Genomic DNA, 20,542 nt, shown 5'->3' with positions numbered 1-20,542 from the left:
AGGCGGAGACCGTCGTGAGCGCCATGGCTCCGTGAAGCCAGTGAATCCCGTGAATCCCATGAACGTCACGAGCGCCGTGCGAAGACAATGTTCCTCGCCGTTGCCCGCGCGTCTACACAACGCGCGGATCGACGCGATCCCCCACCGCTACGGCGACCGGCTTGTCGTTGCTTTCGTCGCGCACCGCATCATCCAGATGCGCGACATCTCCCCAGCTCAGCACATGCCAACGCTCACCATCGTGCGACAGACGGTTCACGCTCGCATTGAGCAACGGATACGCGCGCGGCTCGGTGAGCGCAAGTCCCGTGGCGAGTCGGTAGCTGCAATCGAGCACGCCCCCGTGCGCGACGAGCGCCACGCGCTGCCCCGCGTAATCGCGAAGGACTTGCGCAATGAACTCGGTGACACGCGCATAGAAGCCGCGCATCGACTCGCCGCCCGGAATCACGAAGTCCGGATCACGGGTCTGCCACTGCGCGTAGTCCTGGGGAAATGCCGCCTGAATCTCGTCCGGCACATGCGTCTCGAACACGCCGTAGTGGCGCTCACGAAGACGCGCCGTGCGCACGAGCGGCAAGCCGCACGCCCGGGCGACAGGCGCCGCCGTCTGGACCGCACGCTGCAAGTCACTGGTCAAGACGTGATCGAACACGCTGCCCTGTGCAGCGACTTCCCGCGCGATGCGCTCGCCCAGCAACATCGCCTGACGCTCTCCTTCGACCGATAGCGGAATATCGGTATGCCCCTGAATCCGCTTGACGCGGTTCCAGTCGGTCTCGCCGTGACGGATCAGGGTCAGCGTGGTGGTCGTGCGAGTCATCGAAGTCGGTGCAATTACGTGAAAGGTAGACAGGAAGCCGAGCGCGTGACGCGTGCGGGAACCGGGACCCGCCGGGCTCAGTCGGGCTCGGTCGGGCTCGGTCGGGCTCAGTGCGCCTTCGGATTGAGCGTGTAGGTGCCGGTCACGGTTGCGCTGCCCAGCACGTGCGACTTGATTGCCGCGAGCACATCGTTACCGTCGAAGCGACCCTCGAGCGGCACGCGTGCGATATCGAGCGCATACACGGTGAAATGGTAGTGGTGGACGATCGAGTCGTTCCAGGGCGGGCACGGGCCGTCATAGCCGTAGTAGTCGCCCTTCATGGACTCGTCGCCGGCGAACCAGGCGGTGTAGTCGTTCACCCCGTGGCGCATGCCGTCGAGCGCGTCCGGCCCGAACTTGCCGCGCGGCGTGACGTGATTGCTGTGGCTGGCGGCCGGAATCTCGCTGACCGATGCCGGCACGTCGACGAGCACCCAGTGGAAGAAATCGACGCGCGGCAGGTCCGCCGGGACTTCGCGGCCTTCCTTGTTGACGTCGTCGCCCTGACTGGGCACGTCGCTGTCGGTACAGATCACGACAAACGAACGCGTACCAGCGGGCACGTCGGACCAGGCGAGGTGGGGATTCTTGTTCTGTGACAGCGCAACGTGCGACTGTGCATCCGGCTTGCCGAACGCGAACTGTGCATCGATCGGGGCGTTGTCGGCAAACGAGTCACTCCAGACTTTCATCAGATTCTCCCAAGCGTTGATTTCAGAACCTGACGACGGTATCACACCGCTGCGAATCGCGTGCACTCACCCCGGCACTTCAGGACGATTCCGAGCGATTTTCGAGATGACAGGCCGGTGCGCGAATGGCATTTGCCGGCGCAACGCGCACTTGAGAGACAGGTGAGCCAGTGAGACGGGCGGCGAGAGACTAACGGACGTCGCGCGCATTCGGGCGACAGCAGGCGGTATCGGGTGACCTCAGGCGGCTCCGGGTTCAGGCGGCTTCAGGGCGCGTCTGCAACCAGAACGTCACCGGCCCGTCGTTGACGAGCGAAACCCGCATGTACGCACCGAATTCGCCGGTTTCCACGATGGGATGGCGCGCCCGCGCTTGCGCGACGAAGTGATCGAACAACCGCTTGCCGTCCGCTGGACTGGCCGCAGGCGTAAAGCTTGGGCGCGTGCCGCTGTTGGTATCGGCGGCCAGCGTGAACTGGGAGACGAGCAGCAAACCGCCCGCCGTGCCGGCGCCGTCGGTCTTGCCGTCGAGGCTCGACACACTGCGGTTCATCTTGCCTGCCTCATCCGGAAACACGCGGTAGGCAAGCAACTTCGCGAGCAGCTTGTCCGCGCTCGCCTCGGTGTCGCCGCGCTCGGCACACACCAGAGCGAGCAGGCCCGGCCCGATCGCGCCCACGGTGCGGCCATCGACCGTCACCGCCGCTTCGAGCACACGCTGAATGAGCGCGATCATCGCCGTTCCTCTGACAACGCCGAGCGCTTACGCGAGCGTGACGCGGGCGAAACGGCGCTTGCCGACTTGCACGACGTAGGTGCCGGCATCGATCTTCGCGCCCTTGTCCGACACGACTTCGCCGTCGATACGCACGCCGCCCTGTTCGATGTTGCGGTTGGCTTCCGACGTCGAGGGCACGAGACCCGCCTGCTTGAGTAGTTGAGCGATGCCCAACGGTGCGCCATCGAGGGAAACTTCCGGAATGTCGTCCGGCACGCCGCCCTTTGCGCGGGCGTTGAAGTCTTCGAGCGCGCGCTCAGCGTCCGCTTGCGAGTGGAAGCGCGCCACGATCTCCTGCCCGAGCAGCACCTTCACGTCGCGCGGATTGCGACCGCCTTCAACATCCTTGCGCAGCTGCGCGATCTCCTCGAGCGTGCGGAACGACAGCAGCTCGTAGTAACGCCACATCAGGTCGTCGGAGATGCTCATCAGCTTGCCGAACATCTCGCTCGGCTTCTCGCTGATGCCGATGTAGTTGTTCTTGGACTTCGACATCTTCTCGACGCCGTCCAGCCCTTCGAGCAGCGGCATCGTCAGAATGCACTGCGGCTCCTGCCCGTATTGCTTCTGCAATTCGCGACCGACCAGCAGATTGAACTTCTGGTCTGTGCCGCCCAACTCCAGATCCGACTCCAGCGCCACGGAATCGTAGCCCTGCATGAGCGGATACAGGAATTCGTGGATGGCGATGGGCACGCCGCCCTGAAAACGCTTCGTGAAGTCCTCGCGCTCGAGCATGCGCGCCATGGTGTAACGCGACGCGAGCTTGATCATGCCGTCGGCGCCCAGCTTCATGGACCATTCGCTGTTGTAGCGGATTTCGGTCTTTTCGCGATCGAGCACCAGCGCGGCCTGTTCGAAATAGGTCCTGGCGTTCGTCTCGATCTGCTCGCGCGTGAGCGGCGGGCGCGTGCTGTTGCGGCCCGACGGGTCGCCGATCAGCGAGGTGAAGTCGCCGATCAGGAAGATGACGGTATGCCCCAGATCCTGCAACTGGCGCATCTTGTTGAGCACCACCGTGTGACCGATGTGAATGTCGGGCGCGGTCGGATCGAGACCCAGTTTGATACGTAGCGGCTTGCCGGTCGCCTCGCTGCGCGCCAGCTTTTGCAGGAACTCCTCTTCGACGAGCAGTTCGTCGCAGCCGCGCTTGGCGATGGCCAGCGCAGCGCGCGCGGCGTCGGTCACTGGGTACTTCTTATCCGAGGTGAGTGCGTGTTCACTTGTCATAACATCATTGTCCAGACTGGATCGGGGTTTTCCCCTTATCCGGTCAGTAAAGGCAAAGACAGCGGCGGGTCTGCTATAATCGCCGCTCAATTCTCGGCTCGGGCCGAAGCGACGCCGGGTTGCCCCGGAAATTCCGGCAGGCAATCTCGAAGCGTGTCGCTCCGCCCGGGCTTTTTCGTAAGTTGCGCAGAATTTTACGTGATGTGGCCAAAACTCCGTGATTTTTTTGCGCGTGAACTGCTGACCCTGATCGATCCCACGCAGCCGAAGCACCGTCGCAGAAAGGTGCAAATCGTGGCAACGGTCGGTTCGGCCCTGACGTTGGGAATGGTGACCGCTTTCGGCGTGGCGCCGATGGTGCCGGATTCGGCACGCAACGGTGCGAGCGTGACTTTACCGCTCACCTTCCCCGACCTGGCCCATCAGATCCAGCAGCTCGACGCGCAATCCCAGACCTTTATCCATCAAGTGGCGCTGCGGCGCGGCGAAACCCTCGGGGACATGCTTTCGCGCCTGTCGATCCAGGACCCTGCCGCCGAGAAGTTCATTCGCGAGAATGCCGTCGCCCGACGTCTGATCGGCGTGCCCGCAGGGCAGGTCGTGCAGGCGGAAACCGACGATGACGGCAAGCTCGTCACGCTCTCCACCGTGCTCTCGAGCGGCAGCGCCGCCGCGCAGCAACTGGTGATCGAGCGTCGCGACGACGGTCGTTTGCGCGCGCGCATGGAACAGTTGGCCAACGACACCGAATGGGCCATGCGCTCCGGTGCGATTGCCGAGAACTTCTTCACGGCGATGGACGATGCGGGCGTGCCCGATGCCGTCGTCGCGCAGATGGTGAACATCTTCTCCGGCGTGATCAACTTCCAGCGCGACGTGCGCCGCGGCGATCGCTTCCGCCTCGTGTACGAAGTGGTCAAGCAACAGGACCGCACGGTTCGCACCGGCCGCGTACTCGCCATCGAATTCATCAATCAGGGCAAGACGCATCAGGCAATCTGGTACGCCGATCCGCAGGGCTCGCCCGAAGGCGCGTACTACGGCTTCGACGGGCGCAACCTGAAGCAGGCGTTCCTTCGCACGCCCGTCGAGTTCTCGCGCATTTCGTCGGCCTTCGGCGGGCGCGAGCATCCGTTCGCGCACAAGTGGAAGAAGCACGAAGGCGTGGATCTGGCAGCGCCTGTCGGCACGCGCGTGTTCGCGGCAGGCGACGGCGTGGTCAAGTTCGTCGGCACGCAGAACGGTTACGGCAATCTGGTCGAAATCGAGCACGCGGGCAATTATCAGACGCGCTACGCCCATCTTTCCGGCTTCGGTCAGGGAATGAAGCCCGGCACGCGGGTTACGCAGGGTCAGGTCATCGGCTTCGTTGGTCAGACGGGGTGGGCCACCGGCCCGCACCTGCACTACGAACTGCGCCTGAACGGCGTGCCGCGCAACCCGTTCTCCACGGATCTGGCAGCCGTCGCACCGCTCTCGGGCAATCGCCTGAAACTGTTCGACATGTACGCCGAGAACCTGCTCAAGCGCATCGATCTGATGCGCACGGTGCAAGTCGCCGAACGCGATTAAGGTATGCTGGAGTCCGCATTGCGCGGGTAACGTGTCGCGTACATCACGTACTAGCGAAACACGTTGACCCCGCGCGGTGCGGGATTTTCGCCCCCGGCTTCCCGTACGATCGCGCTGCGCCCATGACCGACACCCACCCCACTGCGTTCACTGCGCCCACTGAGGTTACGACCGCCTCCGCTCACTACATCGGCCTGATGTCCGGCACTAGTCTGGATGGCGTCGATGGGGTCCTCGTGGCGTCGCCCGACGGCCGCGTGCTTGCCGAAGCCTACCTGCCTTTCCCGAACGATCTGCGCGAGACGCTAATGGCGCTGCAGGCGCCGTCGGACAACGAATTGCATCGGGAAGCGCTGGCGGCCAACGCCCTGGTACGTGTCTATGCGCAATGCGTGGCGCAGTTGCTCGCGGCGGCGGGCCGGCGCGCGTCCGAGGTGATCGCCATCGGCGCCCATGGTCAGACGATCCGCCATCGTCCCGGCGAATTCGACGGTGTCGGTTACACGCGCCAACTCAACGCGCCCGCGCTTTTGGCCGAGTTGACCGGCATCGACGTCGTCGCCGACATTCGCAGTCGCGATGTGGCGGCCGGCGGACAGGGTGCGCCCCTGGTCCCCGCCTACCATCAGGCCGTGTTCTCGGCGGCTGACGAGACACGTGTGGTGTGCAATCTCGGCGGCATCAGCAACATCACGATCCTGCCTGCCGCCAAGCCGGGCTTGCCGGTATCCGGTTTCGACTGCGGGCCCGGCAATGCCCTGCTCGACGGCTGGGCATCTCGCCATCTCGGCAAGGCCTATGACGACGGCGGCGCCTGGGGCGCGAGCGGGCGCGTCAATGAGGCGCTGCTCGCTGCGCTGATCAGCGAGCCCTACTTCAGCCAGACACCGCCCAAAAGCACCGGCCGCGACCTTTTTCACGCGGCATGGCTCGACGCCCACCTGAGCGCTTTCGCAACGGTCTCGGCCGTCGATGTGCAGGCCACGCTCGTCGCGCTGACGGCACAGTGCGTCGCCAACGATGTTCTGCGTTACGCGCCCGATTGCCGGGGCTTTTATGCCTGCGGCGGCGGCACGCGCAACGGTGCGCTCATGCAAGCCATCGCTGCACGCCTCCCCGGCGTGAAGGTGACGACGACCGACGCGCTGGGCGTACCGCCCCATCAGGTGGAAGCCCTGGCCTTCGCGTGGCTTGCCGAGCGGTGCGTGGCGCGCCAGCCGGGCAACCTCCCGTCCGTGACCGGCGCCAGGGGGCCGCGCATTCTGGGCGCGATCTACCCACATTGAGTCTCACCGTCAGCCCCTGACGGTCCCACTTTTGCGTCGGGACAACCCCGCCATGGGTCTCGTCCCGACGTGAGCGGATCACGTCGGAGGTTTCCCCAAAAAACCGCCCGATATCGGCGCTCGCCTTCCCTTGCGTGCCACTCTTGAGACGTCGACGCCGCGCGTCGCGGCGCCCCCCCCCGGAACCCTTCCAAGTGGACAAACATCATGGGCAAAGACGATTCACATCTATTCGAACTACTAAAGGACGGTTATCCGTCAAGAACGAAATTCGAGATTTGCCGTGTCGGCAACGGCCCCCATAGCGGCGACGGCGAAAGCGAGGGCGAATGCAGAGGTGTGCGAACGCTGGTGGCTTTTCGTCGGGCGGAACTCGTCAGCCAGATTACGGGCATGCTGACCAGCGAGCGCAAACTGCATACCTTGCAGGTGAGCGAAGCGTCGCATCTTTACGACCCGGATTTCTCGGGGATGCTGCTGCACTCGTGCTCGCCGTCCACGGTGCTCGATATGAAGCATCTCAAGCTCTTCGCATTGCGCGATATCGAGGCCGGCGAATTTTTGACGATCGACTATGCCTCGACGGAAGAGGTGCTCGCGCGGCAATTCAAATGCCAATGCGGCGCCCCCGGTTGCCGAAAGTGGATTACCGGATTCAGAGAGCTGCCCAATGAAGAAGGCATGGCGTACTTGATGCGCAGTCGCGCCGAAACGCAAGCGTAGTCGGCAAAGCCGCCGGGGACGCCGAATGTTCCGGAAAGAAACCATCGCCCTCATCGGCGACCGCGGCATCTGCGATGAGAAGGACGTCGCGCCCGCCATTCACTACAGCGCCGTCTTCGCAGCATCGTGCGAGCAGGACTTCGTCGAGATGTCGACCCGGGCCCGGCATCCGCAGAATTACACGCGCTATGGCAATCCGGTTCACGAGCGCGTCAAGGCGCTCGTGGCAGCCCTCGAAGGCACAGAGACCGCACTCGTCACCGGCTCCGGCATGGGCGCGATGTGCACGACGCTGCTCGCATTGCTCAGTGCAGGCGATCATGTCATTGCTCAGCGGCGGCACTACATGAGCACGGCCAATCTGCTGGACGGCCTGCTCAGACGATTGGGCGTCGAATCGACACTCGTCGACCAAACCGATCCCTCGGCGTTCGGCCGGGCGATTCGACGAAATACGAAACTCATCGTGCTCGAATCCCCTGCGAACCCGCTGCTTGAATTGACGGATATGGCGCCCATTGCGGCCATGGCGACGTCGCATCGTGTGCTCACCATCGCAGACAACACCTTTGCATCGCCGCTGAATCAGCAGCCTCACGCATTGGGGGTCGACATCGTGATTCATAGCGCCACCAAGTATCTGGGCGGTCATCACGACCTGACCGGCGGCGTCATCTGCACCTGTCACGCGCTCGCGGACCGCATCTGGCATACCCACGTGACGCTCGGATCGGTGCTATCCCCCATGGATGCGTGGCTGCTCTTGCGTGGCATCCGCACCTTTCCCGTGCGAATGGAGCGGGTCAATCGGAATGCGCTGGCCCTTGCCCGCTTTCTATCCCGGCACCCGAACGTGAGCAGTGTCGGGTATCCCGGGCTGCGCTCTCACCCGCAATTCGATCTGGCCTGCCGACAGATGCGAGGATTCGGTGGCGTGCTGACATTCCGCCTGAGAACCGGGCCTGTCGCCGCCAGGCGTCTGGTGGACAAACTGCGGATTTCACAGGTCGCGGGAAGCCTTGGGGGTGTCAATTCGCTCGCGATACACGTCGCGACGATGTGGGGCGGCACCAGAACGCCTCCGTGCGGCGTGGACGATATTCCGGACGACATGGTGCGCTATGCCGTTGGCATCGAGCACGTCGAGGATCTCAAGGCCGACCTGTCGCAGGCGCTGGAGGCAGCCGGATAGCGCCTGAAAGCGCGACGCAAGCGCCATCGAAGCGCCTTTGAAGCGCCTTTGAAGCGCTATTGAAGCACGGCCCGGGACATGAGCCTGTGCATTGCCCCACGCCTTCATCGCAAACATCGCGGGCACAAAAAAACCCCTCGACGAGGGGTTTCTTCGTAGCCCTTGCAACCAGGGCGACAGCGTGGCGCCGTCACCTCGATCGAAGGTCGTCGCTCAGACCGAGAACGAGGAACCGCAGCCACACGTGGTGGTAGCGTTCGGGTTCTTGATCACGAATTGTGCGCCGTTGATGTCTTCCTTGTAGTCGATCTCGGCACCGACGAGGTACTGATAGCTCATCGAGTCGATCAGCAGCGACACGCCGTTCTTGTCGAGCACCGTATCGTCTTCGTTGACGTCTTCATCGAACGTGAAACCATACTGGAAGCCCGAGCAACCGCCACCCTGCACGAAAACGCGCAGTTTCAGGTCGGGATTGCCTTCTTCGTCGATCAATTGCTTGACCTTGTCTGCCGCACTGTCGGTAAAGACCAGGAATGCGGGCATTTCCGTGACGGCGTCCTCAAGCAGTGCGCTCATCGTAAATCTCCATAAATCGGTTTGGTGTCATTCTAGCCCTATTCCTAAATTCGTGCCGATGGCCGAAAAATCAAGGGCTTAGTGACGATAAATACCGTTACGGCAGTACGGGAATATGGGTCAGGCCCATGTTTTCCGGCAGGCCGAACATCAGATTCATACATTGCACGCCCTGGCCCGATGCGCCCTTGACCAGATTGTCCTCGACCACGAGGATCACCAGCGTGTCCTCATTGTTCGGGCGATGGACCGCCATACGCACGTAATTCGACGCACGCACCCAGCGCGTTTCCGGCATCGAGCCGGCCGGCAGGACGTCCACGAACGGCTCACCGGCATAGTACGTTTCGAACAGCGCCTGAAAATCGGTATCGCGGGCTTCGGGCAGAATCGTCGCGTACAACGTCGAATGGATACCGCGAATCGTCGGCAGCAAATGCGGCACGAACGTCAGGCCCACGTCGTAGCCCGCAATCGCCTCGAGACCCTGCTTGATTTCCGGGTGGTGACGATGGCCCTTCACCCCGTACGCCTTGAAGTTGTCGGCCGTCTCCGCGAGGATCAGCGACGTCTCGCCCTTGCGACCTGCGCCGCTGGCGCCGGACTTGGCGTCGGCGATCAGGTGTTTCGGATCGACCAGCTTGCGCCCGCCCGCGAACAGCGGCGCGTAGCCCAACTGCACGGACGTCGGGTAACAGCCTGGCAGGCCGATCACGCGCGCGCTCTTGATCTTCTCCCGATTGATTTCCGGCAGGCCGTAGACGGCTTCTTCGAGGATGTCCGGGCACGCGTGCGGCATGCCGTACCACTTCTCGAACGTCGCCGTGTCCTTCAGACGGAAGTCGGCAGCCAGGTCGATCACGCGCACCCCGGCAGCCAGCAGCTCGCGGGCCTGCGCCATTGCCACGCCGTGCGGCGTCGCGAAGAAAACCACGTCGCAATGGGTGAGACGAGCGTCGTCAGGCGTGCAGAACGCCAGGTCGACACGGCCTCGCAGGTTCGGATACATGTCGGCGACCGGCGTACCCGCTTCCTTGCGCGAGGTGATTGCCGTCAACTTCACTTCCGGATGCTGCGCCAGCAAGCGCAGCAGTTCCACACCGGTATAGCCGGTGCCGCCTACGATACCTACCTTGACCATGTCCTACCCCTTTCAATCGGAACCGCGATTCTATCAAGCTTCGGCGACACTTGTGGGACGGTGACGCACCCGGCGCAACCCGCGCCGCATCGCTTTCACGGCATCCAAAAATGAAAAAAGGCCGCGCGAGGCGGCCTTTTTTGCATCCACCGAAGCGGATACCCACAAGCACTCGTGGCGATTAACGCTTCGAGAACTGCTTGCGACGGCGGGCTTTGTGGAAGCCAACCTTCTTACGTTCGACTTCACGGGCATCGCGCGTGACGAAGCCAGCGTTCGACAGCGTCGGCTTGAGCGTCGCGTCGTAGTCGATCAGTGCGCGGGTGATACCGTGGCGAACCGCACCGGCCTGACCCGTTTCACCGCCGCCCGAAACGTTGACCTTGATGTCGAACGTTTCGCCGTGGTTGGTCAGCTCGAGCGGCTGACGAACGATCATCAGCGACGTTTCACGAGCAAAGTACTCTTTGATCGGCTTGCCATTGACGACGATGTCGCCCTTGCCAGCCTTGATGAACACACGAGCAACAGCGCTCTTGCGACGGCCGGTGCCGTAATTCCAATCGTTTTTGAACATGGCGTGGCCCTTAGATCTCGAGCGACTTCGGTTGCTGCGCTTCGTGCGGATGATTACCGTCGGCGTAAACCTTCAGCTTCTTGATCATCGCATAGCCCAGCGGACCCTTCGGCAGCATGCCCTTAACAGCCTTCTCGAGCGCACGGCCCGGGAAACGCTCTTGCATCTTGCCAAACGTGGTTTCGTAGATACCGCCCGGGTAACCCGTGTGACGGTAGTACTTCTTGTCAGTTTGCTTTGCGCCCGTGACTTTCAGCTTGGCAGCATTGACGATGATGATGTAGTCACCAGTATCAACGTGCGGCGTGAATTCAGGTTTGTGCTTGCCGCGCAGACGGCGTGCCACTTCGCTGGCGACACGGCCGAGGACTTTGTCCGTCGCGTCAATCACAAACCATTCGCGCGTCACCTCTGCCGGCTTAGCGGAAAACGTCTTCATGATCGATCCAAATAAAATGCGTTTGCCCCATTAACACCAACTTCCTGCTTGTCTGCCGGCCGCGTCCTGGTAACTCGGGGTTACATGGCGCAGTCCTGTGCTTGCAGGCTCTCCCTGATGCTTTTTCCGTGGGCATTTCCGGAAAAGCCGTTGATTATACAGAAAAAACGACCCACCGGTAAACAGCGTTTCCGGCAGCACAAAAAAAAACCCGAACCTCAAGGGGTCCGGGTTAAATCCACCAAAGGAGGAGGGTGGAGGAGACACTTGCAGCGTTGCTGTGAAGCACAACAACCAATGACTGAAGTGTAGCAAACGAGATGGTGCAATGCAAGAAAATTTATAGTGCGAAATGCAACACCACATTATGAAATTTCGAAAGAAACCGAAAATTCCTAAAAATCTCATAACAATCAAATACTTAATGAGATTTTGCGAGCAACGAACTGACCTCAACCAGTGCCAAGAATCCGAATTTAGGGTTTATCCCCCTGAAAACTCGATCAAAAAAGCGCCAATATTGCGACGCAGCAACCCCGCCCGCAAATCGCGGATGTCCGGGTTCGCGGCGGCATCGTACGCAGGTTCGAGGAAGCCGCTACAATTTTTGCTTGAATGGGATATCGGGGTTTCAAAATATGGAATGCAAGGTTAGCTGGATGGGCCCGGGCGGCATGTCCTTCGTCGCACAGACGGGAAGCGGGCACATGGTCGCGATGGATGGCGCCCCGGAAGGCGGCGGCAACAACCTGGCGCCGCGTCCGATGGAAATGCTGCTGGTCGGCACTGGCGGCTGCACCGCTTACGACGTCGTGATGATTCTCAAGAAGAGCCGCGCGGACATCAAGGATTGCAGTGTGACGCTCAAGGCCGAGCGCGCCAGCGAAGATCCCAAGGTCTTCACGAAGATCCACTTCCATTTCACCGTCACGGGTCGCAATCTGAACCCGTCCGCCGTGGAGCGCGCCGTCAATCTGTCGCATGACAAGTACTGCTCGGCGTCGATCATGCTCGCCAAGACGGCCGAGCTCACGCACAGCGTCGAGATCGTCGAAGGCTGAACGCGTGGCGCCTTGTCACGGCGACAGAAAGACAAAAGGCTCCCGATGGGAGCCTTTTGCACTTTATTGGGATGCAGAGCCAGCCGATAAGCCGGATTCTGTGAACGCGACTCGCGCCGCGCCTGACAACCATTCCTCTAGGCGACGCATCGCTGCGCCGCTCAAGCTTCCTACCCGCAGGCTCCCGGGGGCCCCGTTGCCGGCACACGCACGAGGCGCATGCCGCTCACCTGCCTATTTGGAATTGCTCCGGGTGGAGGTTACCGTGCCGTGTGCGTTGCCGCACGCCGCGGTGCGCTCTTACCGCACCGTTTCACCCTTACCTGATCCCCCGGCTTGCGCCAGGGGCCATCGGCGGTCTGTTCTCTGTTGCCCTGTTCCGCGTCTCGCGACGGATGGCCGTTAGCCATCACCCTGCCCTGTGGAGTCCGGACTTTCCTCCCCCTCCCCGAAAGGAGGCGGCGATTGTCTGGCCGACTCTGCGGGCCGAAGTGTATCACGGCCCCCTGCCTTGCTGCCTAAGCGCCCTGCCGACCCTACCGCCCACTTGCCGCCCACTTGCCGCCCGCTTACCGCGCACTTACCGCGCACTTACCGCGCGCTTGCCGCGGACTTTTCCCTGCGCCCCGGCCGAAAGACCGATGCATCCCGGTAAAAGGCGGGATCCGCATTCGCCGGCCACCAGCCGGGAATACCCAGCACCGGCAACGGGGCGAAATCACGCGTCGAGAGCGGCGCCGACACCAGCTGCGGCGCAATCCGTTCGTCGAGCCACTGACGGCGGTGCATCGGCGGCGCGTCGAAATAATCATGCGGCACGTCGATGATCCAGGCGTGCGCCGTCACCGATTTGTAAGGCGAGACGAGTTTCTCCAGCAACGCATGGCCGAAGGGCTGGACTTCGCAGGTGCGCCCCCAGTCGGCACGACGCGTGACGAAGAGCGTGTGCCAGTCGAATCCCCGCAAGGCCTCCCCCAGCGACGGCTCGCTGCAAGCGAAAAGGACGGCGTTTTCATCGAACAGGGTGGCCGCGTCGCGCGTGGCGCCGCGGGTGGCCTGCACGCCGTCCGTCGCGATTGCCCTGGCCTGACGTGCATTGAGCGCCGCCTTGGCGCGCGGAAACGTCAGCCAGATCAGCGCATTGAAGAAGTCGTGAAGATTGCGGCGTGTGGGCACCCCGCCCGTTGCCGCGATGAACGCCTCATACGCCGTGGCAACGGGCAGGGTCTCCTGGGCGACGAAGCGCAGCGGTTGCCCCTGGCCGGTCACCACGCGTGCGGCAGCGGCCTGCGTCGACAGGGCAAGCCGCCAGTCGTCGCAGGTCAATGCACTTTGCCCGTGTGCGGCCACGGCCTCGAACCACGGCGCACGCCAGTCGATGTCCGGCAAGCCGGACAGCGCCCGGGCGTTGTGCAACGAAGGCACGGACGATCGGGCGGACGCCATCAACGACATGGATGCATGAACCTCATGGGACATCGGGACATCGGGACATCAGAACTTCAGCGACGTCATCGATTTCGCGGACACCAGGACGCGATGCAACGTCAGCCCTTGAGCTTCCAGCCAATGACTTCCCCTGCGCGCAGCGGCACGACGGTGGCGTCGCCCATCGGCAGTTCGGCCGGCAATTCCCACTCCTCGCGAACCAGCGTGACCTTGTCGGCATTGCGCGGCAGTTCGTAGAAGTCCGGGCCATGGAAGCTCGCGAACGCCTCGAACCTGTCGAGCGCTCCCGCCTTGTCGAACGCCTCGGCATACAACTCTACGGCATGTAGCGCGGTGTAGCAGCCGGCGCAACCGCAGGCCGCTTCCTTCACGCCGCGCGCGTGCGGCGCGCTGTCGGTGCCAAGGAAGAAGCGCGAGTTACCCGACGTGGCAGCCTTCACAAGCGCTTCACGGTGCGTTTCACGCTTGAGGACCGGCAGGCAGTAGTAATGCGGACGGATGCCGCCCGTGAAGATGGCGTTGCGGTTGTACAGCAGGTGATGCGGCGTGATCGTGGCGGCAATGGGACCGGCGGCTTCTGCGACGTACTCGGCGGCGTCCTTCGTGGTGATGTGCTCGAACACGACCTTCAACCCCGGGAAATCGCGACGCAGCGGCGACATCACCTTGTCGATGAACACCTTTTCACGGTCGAAGATATCGATGTCGGCGCTCGTCACTTCCCCGTGCACGAGCAGCGGCATGCCCACTTCCTGCATCGCCTCCAGCGCACCGCGGCACTTGGCCAGATCGGTCACACCGGCGTCCGAGTTCGTGGTGGCGCCAGCCGGATAGAGCTTCACCCCATGGACGAAACCCGAAGCCTTCGCGCGACGGATTTCCTCGGCCGGCGTGTTGTCGGTAAGGTACAGCGTCATGAGCGGCTCGAACGTATTGCCGGCCGGGCGGGCCGCGAGAATGCGCTCGCGATACGCTGCGGCATGCTCGGTCGTGGTAACCGGCGGCTTCAGGTTCGGCATGATGATCGCGCGGCCGAACTGGCGGGCGCTGTCGGGCAGTACGCTCTCGAGCACGGCGCCATCGCGCACGTGCAAGTGCCAGTCATCGGGACGGGTGATAGTCAGTTGGGTGGTCATGGGCGTTTTCCGGGGGCTGGAGGGACGGCTGGCCCATGCGTTCGTGGCTGCGCGGTGCGAATGGGTGACGCATCGACGCGACGGACTGCCTGGGCGGGAATGTACGTGCACAGAGGCCGGTGCTATGCTTCTGTAACCCCATATTGTAACGGTTGCGGCGCTCCGACACGACGTGCGCAGCCAATCATCGATTTGCCCGCCCCATGTGCCAACTGCTCGCAATGAATTGCGCGGAACCGACCGACATCACGTTCTCATTTACCGGTTTTGCGGCGCGTGGGGGCGGCACGGATCACCATGCCGACGGCTGGGGCATTGCCTTTTTCGAGGACAAGGCCTGCCGCCTTTTCATCGATCATCAGGCAGCGGCCAACTCGCCCATCGCCGAACTGGTGAAGAAGTACCCGATCAAGTCCAAGAACGTCATCGCCCATATCCGCAAGGCGACGCAAGGCATCGTCGAGCTGGAGAATTGCCATCCGTTCCAGCGCGAATTGTGGGGACGCCACTGGATCTTTGCTCACAACGGCGATCTGCACGATTACGATCCGTTCCTCTCCGGCGTCTACCAGCCGGTCGGCACGACCGACAGCGAGCGGGCCTTCTGCGACATCATGCAAGGTCTGCGCAAGCGCTTCCCCGGCTCGCAACCGCCGCTGGACGAACTCTTCCATGCCGTCGAAGACATCACGCGCACGATCACCCGTCACGGCGTGTTCAACTTCGTGCTCTCGAACGGTCAGGCACTGGTTGCCCACTGCTCCACCCGACTGCACTTCATCGCTCGCCAGTGGCCGTTCACCAAGGCGCACCTGATCGACGCCGACTGGGAGATCGACTTCGCCAAGTTCACCACGCCGGCCGACCGGGTCGCCGTGATCGCCACGGCTCCGCTCACCGATAACGAAGTCTGGACGACTTTCGAGCCGGGCGAGCTGATCCTGTTCGAGAAAGGCGCGCCGACGCTGCGCACGGTCGTACCGATTCCGGAAGCCGTGCGCCTGCGCAACGCGCAGAACACTGCCTGCCAGTAACGCTGCGACGGCTGGCCGCGGCAGCACTACGGACATCGCCGCCGCAAGCCACAAAAAAAGCGTACCCGAAGGTACGCTTTTTTCATTCCGAGGCCGGTGACGTCGATGACGCCAACGTCGCCAGCACCGATCAGTGCAGGATCTTGGCCAGGAAGTCCTTGGCGCGGTCCGACTTCGGGTTCGCGAAGAACTCGTCCTTCTGATCGTCTTCGACGATAATGCCCTGATCCATGAAGATCACGCGATTGGCCACCTTCTTGGCGAAGCCCATTTCGTGCGTGACCACCATCATGGTCATGCCTTCCTGAGCCAGTTCGACCATCACGTCGAGCACTTCGTTGATCATTTCCGGGTCGAGCGCCGAGGTCGGCTCGTCGAACAACATGGCGATCGGGTCCATGCACAGGGCACGGGCGATCGCCACACGTTGCTGCTGACCGCCCGAGAGCTGCCCCGGGAACTTGTGAGCGTGCGCCTTCAGGCCCACGCGCTCGAGCAGCTTAAGCCCCTTGTCGCGCGCGGCTTCCTTGCTGCGACCGAGCACCTTGACCTGTGCGAGCGTCAGGTTTTCGGTGATCGACAGATGCGGGAACAGCTCGAAGTGCTGGAACACCATGCCCACGCGCGAGCGCAGCTTGGCCAGGTTCGTCTTCGGATCGGCGACCGACGTGCCATCGACGATGATCTCGCCTTGCTGGATCGGCTCCAGACCGTTGACGGTCTTGATGAGCGTGGACTTGCCCGAACCCGACGGGCCGCACACCACCACGACTTCACCCTTCTTGACTTCAGTGGAGCAGTCCGTGAGCACCTGGAACTGGCCGTACCACTTGGAGACGTTTTTCAGGGTAATCATTTCGCCAACCTCTTTTGAAGACGTTTAACCAACATCGAAACCGTGAAGCAGATCACAAAGTAGATCGCTCCGGCAAACACAATCATGGCAGGCAGCGTGCCGTCACGCTGACCGACCGAGTACGCCATACCGAAGAAATCGGACAAGGCGATCGCGTACACGAGCGAGGTATCCTGGAACAGAATGATGCCCTGCGTGAGCAGCAACGGCACCATGTTGCGGAACGCCTGCGGCAGCACCACGAGGCCCATCGCCTGCCAGTACGACATGCCCAGCGCGAAGGCAGCCGACATCTGGCCACGCGACACACTCTGGATACCGGCGCGGATGATTTCCGAATAATACGCCGCTTCGAACAGCGAGAAGGCTACCAGCGCGGAGACCATCCGGATGTCCCACGTCGGCGGCACGTCCAGCAACGAACGCAGCACCTGCGGCACGATCAGGAAGAACCACAGCAGCACCATCAGCAGCGGGATCGAGCGGAACACGTTCACGTAAAGATCCGCGAACCATTTCAGCGGGGCGACACCCGACAGACGCATCATCGCGAGCAACGTGCCCCAGACGATGCCGACGACCACGGCCAGCGCCGTGATCTGCAGCGTGGTGACCATGCCCTTGATGAGCAGCGGCATCGCGTCGATAGCGCCGCCCCATGCGAAGATCTCACCCATTATTTGCCCCCGATGTAGCCCGGCAGGCGGGTCTTGGCTTCGATGAAGCGCATGAGCACCAGCACCGCGATGTTGATGATCATGTAAGCGATCGTCACGACAATGAACGACTCGTAGCTATGGGCCGTGTAATCGATGAGTTGCTTGCCCTGGCCCGTCAGTTCCAGCAAGTTCACGGTCGAGATCACGGCCGAGTTCTTGAAGATGTTGACGAACTCCGAGGTGATCGGCGGGATCACGACACGGAAGGCCACCGGCAGAAGCACGAAACGATACGTCTGCGGGAGCGTCAGCCCCATCGCAAGACCGGCGTTCTTCTGGCCCTTCGGCAACGAATTGATACCGGAGCGCACCTGTTCGCACACACGCGCCGCCGTAAAGAGGCCGAGACCCACCACACCGGTGAGCAACGAGACGTTCGACGGGTTGAGCGAGAACAGCCACTGACGAACCGCTTCGGGCAGGAAGTCGGGAGCGACGTAGTACCAGAAGAACAACTGCACGAGCAGCGGGATGTTCCGGAACAGTTCGACGTAGGCCGCCGCGAATCCGGAAATCCATTTGTTTGGAATGGTACGCATCACGCCAAGCACGGAGCCGACGATAAGCGCGATGATCCAGCCGCCGAGGCCGACTTCAAGCGTGAGCTTGAGGCCCGAGAGCACCCACCCGAAGTAGGTGGTGTTCTCGCCGGTAGCCACCGGCTGGAAGAAAAAACTGAAATCGAGACCGAGAGCCATGATCTCCCCTTTTCTACTTGTCTTGCTTAAAAAGAAGCGGAAGGATTGACTCCTTCCGCTTCAGCATTACGTACTTACGCCTGGCAAACCAATACGCCTGTCGGCTTACTTGGTGCCCTGGACGTCAGCATTGTCGTTCGGCGCTTTCCACAGTGCGGCCATTTCAGCCGACGGCGGGAAGTCCATGTTCGGGTTGCCCGGCAGGACCTTGATCGGCTGCTGGAACCACTTGGCGTAGTCCTTCTGTGCCTGACCCGACTTCTGATAATCCGCAATCGCCTTGTCCACCACCTTCTTGAAGGCCGGATCGTCCTTGCGCATCATGCAGCCATATGCTTCGTACGAGGCTGCCTTGCCAACGATGTTGTACTTCTTGGCATCGCCGAACTTGGCGCGCTCACCGGCGAGAAGTGCATCGTCCATCATGAACGCGACGGCGCGGCCCTGATGCAGCGTGATCGCGGCTTCGCCGTGGTCCTTCGCGCTGACGATGTTCATCCCCAGATTTTCCTTCTGGTTCATCTCGCGCAGCAGACGCTCAGACGTCGTGCCTGCCGTCGTGACGACGTTCTTGCCCTTCAGGTCTGCGAAATCCTTCACGCCCGAGCCTTCCTTCGTCAGCAGGCGCGTGCCGATGATGAAGAACGTGTTCGAGAATGCCGCTTGCTTCTGACGATCGGCGTTGTTCGTGGTCGAACCGCACTCGATGTCGATCGTGCCGTTCTGGACCAGCGGAATACGGTTTTGCGACGTGATCGGAGTCTGCGTCACCTTCAGGTTCGGCAGGTTCAGTTCCTTCTTGACTTCGGCAACGATCGCCTGAGCCACGTCGTTGGCATAGCCCACGACATTGTGTTGGTTGTCATAGAACGAGAACGGAATCGACGATTCGCGGTTTCCCAGCGAAATGACGCCCGTGTCCTTGATCTTCTTGAGAGTACCCGCTTCCTGAGCCTGAGCAGCACCTGCCATCAGGCCAACACAGCACATCGCCAACGCAATTTTTGAGAGGGTCATTCCTTGGTCTCCTTGGCAAAAACCAATGCATTTTAGCACTGCATTTGCCCATTTTTTTATTCTCGAATGTTCGGAACGGACGTCTTTTTTGACGTAACTCGCCCCGAACATTCCTTTTTACGCACTAATGCGTATTACTACTTACCTGCCGGCACTACCGGATCAGGGGTACAGACCGCGCATTTCGCGCGCCTGCAGAATGCGGGTACACGCGACGATGAATGCCGCGGTACGCAAGGAAACCTGATGTTCCTGTGCGACATGCCACACGCCGTCGAACGCCTCGCGCATGATGCGCTCCAGACGGTGATTGATCTCTTCCTCCGTCCAGAAGAAGCTCGAGAAGTCCTGAACCCACTCGAAGTACGACACGGTCACGCCACCGGCGTTGGCCACCACGTCCGGCACGACGAGAATGTTCTTGCTACGCAGGATGTCGTCCGCAGCCGTCGTCGTCGGGCCGTTGGCGCCTTCGACCACGACCTTCGCGCGGATCTTGTCGGCGTTCTTCTCGGTAATCTGGTTTTCCAGCGCTGCCGGGATCAGGAATTCGCAGTCGAGCGACCAGAATTCGTCGTCCTTGATCGCCTCGGCCGCCGGGAAGCCGCCCACGCCGCCGGTCTCGGCCACGTGCTTGAGCAGGTTCGGCACATCGAGACCGTCCGACTTGTAGATCGTGCCGGTGTGATCCTGCACACCCACGACATGGGCACCGGCTTCCGCGAACAGGCGCGCGGCGATACCGCCCACATTGCCGAAGCCCTGCACGATCACGCGCGCGCCGCGCACGTCCATGCCCAGACGGCGGGCCGCTTCGCAGCTCACCACGAACACCCCGCGACCGGTCGCTTCGCGACGGCCCAGCGAGCCACCCAGCGAGATCGGCTTGCCGGTCACCACGCCCGTGGCCGTGGAACCCTCGTTCATCGAGTAGGTGTCCATCATCCACGCCATGATCTGCTCATTGGTGTTGACGTCCGGCGCCGGAATGTCCTTCGTCGGTCCGATGATGATGTTGATTTCGCTGGTGTAGCGGCGCGTGAGACGCTCGAGTTCGCCGCGCGAGAGCTTGCGCGGATCGACACGGATACCGCCCTTGGCGCCGCCGTATGGCACGTTCACCGCAGCGTTCTTGACCGACATCCAGGCCGACAGCGCCATGACTTCGGACAGCGTCACGTCCTGGTGGAAACGCACACCGCCCTTGCCAGGACCGCGCGACGTGTTGTGCTGAACGCGATAGCCCTCGAAGTGGGCGATGGTACCGTTGTCGAGTTCGATCGGGCAGTCGACCACGAGGATACGCTTCGGACGCTTGAGGGTTTCGACCCAGCGCGAGAGCGAACCGAGATAGGGGGTGACGCGATCAACCTGTTGAAGGTAGTTACCCCACGGACCGAGGTGTTCGGCGTCGAGGTAGGAAGGCAAGGCATGTGACGTTTGAGACATCGTTGGAATCTCCGGCTTCAATCTGTACCGCCGGCACACACCGCGCCAG

Annotated in this window: 21 protein-coding genes and 1 other RNA gene; 6 read left to right on the top strand and 16 right to left on the bottom strand. The window is 62.0% G+C overall.

Annotated elements, in window-relative coordinates; all coding sequences use genetic code 11:
• Positions 1 to 112 precede the first annotated feature (112 nt).
• The 4 genes from UC34_RS04470 to tyrS form a co-directional block, all read right to left on the bottom strand.
• A complete protein-coding gene (locus UC34_RS04470; RefSeq protein WP_044454240.1) occupies positions 113 to 823 on the bottom strand; it encodes a histidine phosphatase family protein in 711 nt (236 codons plus the stop codon).
• Between the two features lie 107 nt (positions 824 to 930).
• Positions 931 to 1,557, bottom strand: a complete 627-nt coding sequence (locus UC34_RS04465; RefSeq protein WP_044454238.1) for a YbhB/YbcL family Raf kinase inhibitor-like protein — start codon at positions 1,555 to 1,557, stop codon at positions 931 to 933.
• 256 nt (positions 1,558 to 1,813) lie between these two features.
• Positions 1,814 to 2,293, bottom strand: a complete 480-nt coding sequence (gene dtd, locus UC34_RS04460) for a D-aminoacyl-tRNA deacylase (protein WP_044454236.1) — start codon at positions 2,291 to 2,293, stop codon at positions 1,814 to 1,816.
• Between the two features lie 27 nt (positions 2,294 to 2,320).
• Positions 2,321 to 3,565: a tyrosine--tRNA ligase gene (gene tyrS, locus UC34_RS04455; RefSeq protein WP_044454234.1), complete on the bottom strand. Its 1,245-nt coding sequence runs from the start codon at positions 3,563 to 3,565 to the stop codon at positions 2,321 to 2,323.
• Between the two features lie 201 nt (positions 3,566 to 3,766).
• Here tyrS and UC34_RS04450 point away from each other — a divergent pair, with 201 nt between their 5' ends.
• The 4 genes from UC34_RS04450 (at position 3,767) to UC34_RS04435 (ending at position 8,338) form a co-directional block, all read left to right on the top strand.
• Positions 3,767 to 5,137 carry a M23 family metallopeptidase gene (locus UC34_RS04450; protein ID WP_044457738.1) on the top strand — a complete coding sequence of 457 codons (1,371 nt, stop codon included), beginning with the start codon at positions 3,767 to 3,769 and terminating at the stop codon, positions 5,135 to 5,137.
• A gap of 122 nt (positions 5,138 to 5,259) precedes the next feature.
• The gene (locus UC34_RS04445) at positions 5,260 to 6,423 is read left to right on the top strand and encodes an anhydro-N-acetylmuramic acid kinase (RefSeq protein ID WP_044454232.1); all 1,164 of its coding nucleotides are present in this window, start codon (positions 5,260 to 5,262) and stop codon (positions 6,421 to 6,423) included.
• A 207-nt stretch (positions 6,424 to 6,630) separates the two neighbouring features.
• The gene (locus UC34_RS04440) at positions 6,631 to 7,146 is read left to right on the top strand and encodes an SET domain-containing protein-lysine N-methyltransferase (protein WP_044454231.1); all 516 of its coding nucleotides are present in this window, start codon (positions 6,631 to 6,633) and stop codon (positions 7,144 to 7,146) included.
• Between the two features lie 25 nt (positions 7,147 to 7,171).
• Positions 7,172 to 8,338 carry a trans-sulfuration enzyme family protein gene (locus UC34_RS04435; RefSeq protein WP_044454230.1) on the top strand — a complete coding sequence of 389 codons (1,167 nt, stop codon included), beginning with the start codon at positions 7,172 to 7,174 and terminating at the stop codon, positions 8,336 to 8,338.
• A 213-nt stretch (positions 8,339 to 8,551) separates the two neighbouring features.
• Here the strand turns inward: UC34_RS04435 and erpA are convergent, their stop codons facing one another.
• The 4 genes from erpA to rplM all read right to left on the bottom strand — a co-directional run bounded on the left by erpA (position 8,552) and on the right by rplM (position 11,074).
• A complete protein-coding gene (gene erpA, locus UC34_RS04430; protein WP_044454229.1) occupies positions 8,552 to 8,917 on the bottom strand; it encodes an iron-sulfur cluster insertion protein ErpA in 366 nt (121 codons plus the stop codon).
• Between the two features lie 97 nt (positions 8,918 to 9,014).
• Complete coding sequence (gene argC, locus UC34_RS04425) at positions 9,015 to 10,058, bottom strand: N-acetyl-gamma-glutamyl-phosphate reductase (RefSeq protein WP_044454228.1); 1,044 nt, start codon at positions 10,056 to 10,058, stop codon at positions 9,015 to 9,017.
• A gap of 181 nt (positions 10,059 to 10,239) precedes the next feature.
• On the bottom strand, positions 10,240 to 10,635 hold the full coding sequence (gene rpsI, locus UC34_RS04420) for a 30S ribosomal protein S9 (RefSeq protein ID WP_044454227.1): 396 nt from the start codon (positions 10,633 to 10,635) through the stop codon (positions 10,240 to 10,242).
• Positions 10,636 to 10,645: 10 nt separating this feature from the next.
• Positions 10,646 to 11,074, bottom strand: a complete 429-nt coding sequence (gene rplM, locus UC34_RS04415; RefSeq protein WP_010805091.1) for a 50S ribosomal protein L13 — start codon at positions 11,072 to 11,074, stop codon at positions 10,646 to 10,648.
• A gap of 638 nt (positions 11,075 to 11,712) precedes the next feature.
• Here rplM and UC34_RS04410 point away from each other — a divergent pair.
• Complete coding sequence (locus UC34_RS04410) at positions 11,713 to 12,135, top strand: OsmC family protein (protein WP_044454225.1); 423 nt, start codon at positions 11,713 to 11,715, stop codon at positions 12,133 to 12,135.
• 71 nt (positions 12,136 to 12,206) lie between these two features.
• Here the strand turns inward: UC34_RS04410 and rnpB are convergent.
• From rnpB to pyrC, 3 genes are all read right to left on the bottom strand, one after another.
• An RNA gene (gene rnpB, locus UC34_RS04405) (RNase P RNA component class A) lies at positions 12,207 to 12,616 on the bottom strand.
• 110 nt (positions 12,617 to 12,726) lie between these two features.
• Positions 12,727 to 13,560 carry a DUF3025 domain-containing protein gene (locus UC34_RS04400; RefSeq protein ID WP_237165232.1) on the bottom strand — a complete coding sequence of 278 codons (834 nt, stop codon included), beginning with the start codon at positions 13,558 to 13,560 and terminating at the stop codon, positions 12,727 to 12,729.
• 122 nt (positions 13,561 to 13,682) lie between these two features.
• A complete protein-coding gene (pyrC, locus tag UC34_RS04395; protein ID WP_044454221.1) occupies positions 13,683 to 14,720 on the bottom strand; it encodes a dihydroorotase in 1,038 nt (345 codons plus the stop codon).
• A 203-nt stretch (positions 14,721 to 14,923) separates the two neighbouring features.
• Between pyrC and UC34_RS04390 the strand changes: the two genes are divergently transcribed.
• Positions 14,924 to 15,754: a class II glutamine amidotransferase gene (locus tag UC34_RS04390; RefSeq protein ID WP_044454219.1), complete on the top strand. Its 831-nt coding sequence runs from the start codon at positions 14,924 to 14,926 to the stop codon at positions 15,752 to 15,754.
• Positions 15,755 to 15,884: 130 nt separating this feature from the next.
• Here the strand turns inward: UC34_RS04390 and UC34_RS04385 are convergent, their stop codons facing one another.
• The 5 genes from UC34_RS04385 to UC34_RS04365 all read right to left on the bottom strand — a co-directional run bounded on the left by UC34_RS04385 (position 15,885) and on the right by UC34_RS04365 (position 20,493).
• Positions 15,885 to 16,610 (bottom strand): amino acid ABC transporter ATP-binding protein, encoded by a 726-nt coding sequence (locus UC34_RS04385; protein ID WP_039396149.1) that lies wholly within the window; start codon positions 16,608 to 16,610, stop codon positions 15,885 to 15,887.
• Positions 16,607 to 17,287, bottom strand: coding sequence for a glutamate/aspartate ABC transporter permease GltK (gene gltK / locus UC34_RS04380; RefSeq protein ID WP_044454217.1), 681 nt, complete (start codon positions 17,285 to 17,287; stop codon positions 16,607 to 16,609). Before gltK ends, UC34_RS04385 begins: the two co-directional genes overlap by 4 nt.
• A complete protein-coding gene (locus tag UC34_RS04375; protein WP_044454215.1) occupies positions 17,287 to 18,027 on the bottom strand; it encodes an amino acid ABC transporter permease in 741 nt (246 codons plus the stop codon). The genes gltK and UC34_RS04375 overlap by 1 nt, the downstream gene beginning before the upstream one ends.
• A gap of 105 nt (positions 18,028 to 18,132) precedes the next feature.
• Entirely contained in the window at positions 18,133 to 19,044 is a 912-nt protein-coding gene (locus tag UC34_RS04370; protein WP_044454213.1) for a glutamate/aspartate ABC transporter substrate-binding protein, read from the bottom strand.
• A 162-nt stretch (positions 19,045 to 19,206) separates the two neighbouring features.
• Positions 19,207 to 20,493 (bottom strand): Glu/Leu/Phe/Val family dehydrogenase, encoded by a 1,287-nt coding sequence (locus tag UC34_RS04365; RefSeq protein ID WP_044454211.1) that lies wholly within the window; start codon positions 20,491 to 20,493, stop codon positions 19,207 to 19,209.
• Between the last annotated feature and the right edge of the window lie 49 nt (positions 20,494 to 20,542).

The organism is Pandoraea vervacti (assembly GCF_000934605.2).
In the GTDB taxonomy this organism is placed as follows: domain Bacteria; phylum Pseudomonadota; class Gammaproteobacteria; order Burkholderiales; family Burkholderiaceae; genus Pandoraea; species Pandoraea vervacti.
Note: the sequence above shows the minus strand (reverse complement) of the source record. Positions and strands in the feature narration are given on the sequence as shown.

What these genes read in the sequence shown, in the direction of transcription:
- tyrS (WP_044454234.1), bottom strand. Translation starts at nt 3,565, where the DNA reads ATGACAAGTGAACACGCACTCACCTCGGATAAGAAGTACCCAGTGACC.
- UC34_RS04465 (WP_044454238.1), bottom strand. Translation starts at nt 1,557, where the DNA reads ATGAAAGTCTGGAGTGACTCGTTTGCCGACAACGCCCCGATCGATGCA.
- UC34_RS04440 (WP_044454231.1), top strand. Translation starts at nt 6,631, where the DNA reads ATGGGCAAAGACGATTCACATCTATTCGAACTACTAAAGGACGGTTAT.
- rpsI (WP_044454227.1), bottom strand. Translation starts at nt 10,635, where the DNA reads ATGTTCAAAAACGATTGGAATTACGGCACCGGCCGTCGCAAGAGCGCT.
- rplM (WP_010805091.1), bottom strand. Translation starts at nt 11,074, where the DNA reads ATGAAGACGTTTTCCGCTAAGCCGGCAGAGGTGACGCGCGAATGGTTT.
- UC34_RS04435 (WP_044454230.1), top strand. Translation starts at nt 7,172, where the DNA reads ATGTTCCGGAAAGAAACCATCGCCCTCATCGGCGACCGCGGCATCTGC.
- UC34_RS04410 (WP_044454225.1), top strand. Translation starts at nt 11,713, where the DNA reads ATGGAATGCAAGGTTAGCTGGATGGGCCCGGGCGGCATGTCCTTCGTC.
- UC34_RS04450 (WP_044457738.1), top strand. Translation starts at nt 3,767, where the DNA reads ATGTGGCCAAAACTCCGTGATTTTTTTGCGCGTGAACTGCTGACCCTG.
- UC34_RS04390 (WP_044454219.1), top strand. Translation starts at nt 14,924, where the DNA reads ATGTGCCAACTGCTCGCAATGAATTGCGCGGAACCGACCGACATCACG.
- UC34_RS04370 (WP_044454213.1), bottom strand. Translation starts at nt 19,044, where the DNA reads ATGACCCTCTCAAAAATTGCGTTGGCGATGTGCTGTGTTGGCCTGATG.
- erpA (WP_044454229.1), bottom strand. Translation starts at nt 8,917, where the DNA reads ATGAGCGCACTGCTTGAGGACGCCGTCACGGAAATGCCCGCATTCCTG.
- UC34_RS04375 (WP_044454215.1), bottom strand. Translation starts at nt 18,027, where the DNA reads ATGGCTCTCGGTCTCGATTTCAGTTTTTTCTTCCAGCCGGTGGCTACC.
- UC34_RS04470 (WP_044454240.1), bottom strand. Translation starts at nt 823, where the DNA reads ATGACTCGCACGACCACCACGCTGACCCTGATCCGTCACGGCGAGACC.
- UC34_RS04365 (WP_044454211.1), bottom strand. Translation starts at nt 20,493, where the DNA reads ATGTCTCAAACGTCACATGCCTTGCCTTCCTACCTCGACGCCGAACAC.
- gltK (WP_044454217.1), bottom strand. Translation starts at nt 17,287, where the DNA reads ATGGGTGAGATCTTCGCATGGGGCGGCGCTATCGACGCGATGCCGCTG.
- dtd (WP_044454236.1), bottom strand. Translation starts at nt 2,293, where the DNA reads ATGATCGCGCTCATTCAGCGTGTGCTCGAAGCGGCGGTGACGGTCGAT.
- argC (WP_044454228.1), bottom strand. Translation starts at nt 10,058, where the DNA reads ATGGTCAAGGTAGGTATCGTAGGCGGCACCGGCTATACCGGTGTGGAA.
- pyrC (WP_044454221.1), bottom strand. Translation starts at nt 14,720, where the DNA reads ATGACCACCCAACTGACTATCACCCGTCCCGATGACTGGCACTTGCAC.
- UC34_RS04445 (WP_044454232.1), top strand. Translation starts at nt 5,260, where the DNA reads ATGACCGACACCCACCCCACTGCGTTCACTGCGCCCACTGAGGTTACG.
- UC34_RS04385 (WP_039396149.1), bottom strand. Translation starts at nt 16,610, where the DNA reads ATGATTACCCTGAAAAACGTCTCCAAGTGGTACGGCCAGTTCCAGGTG.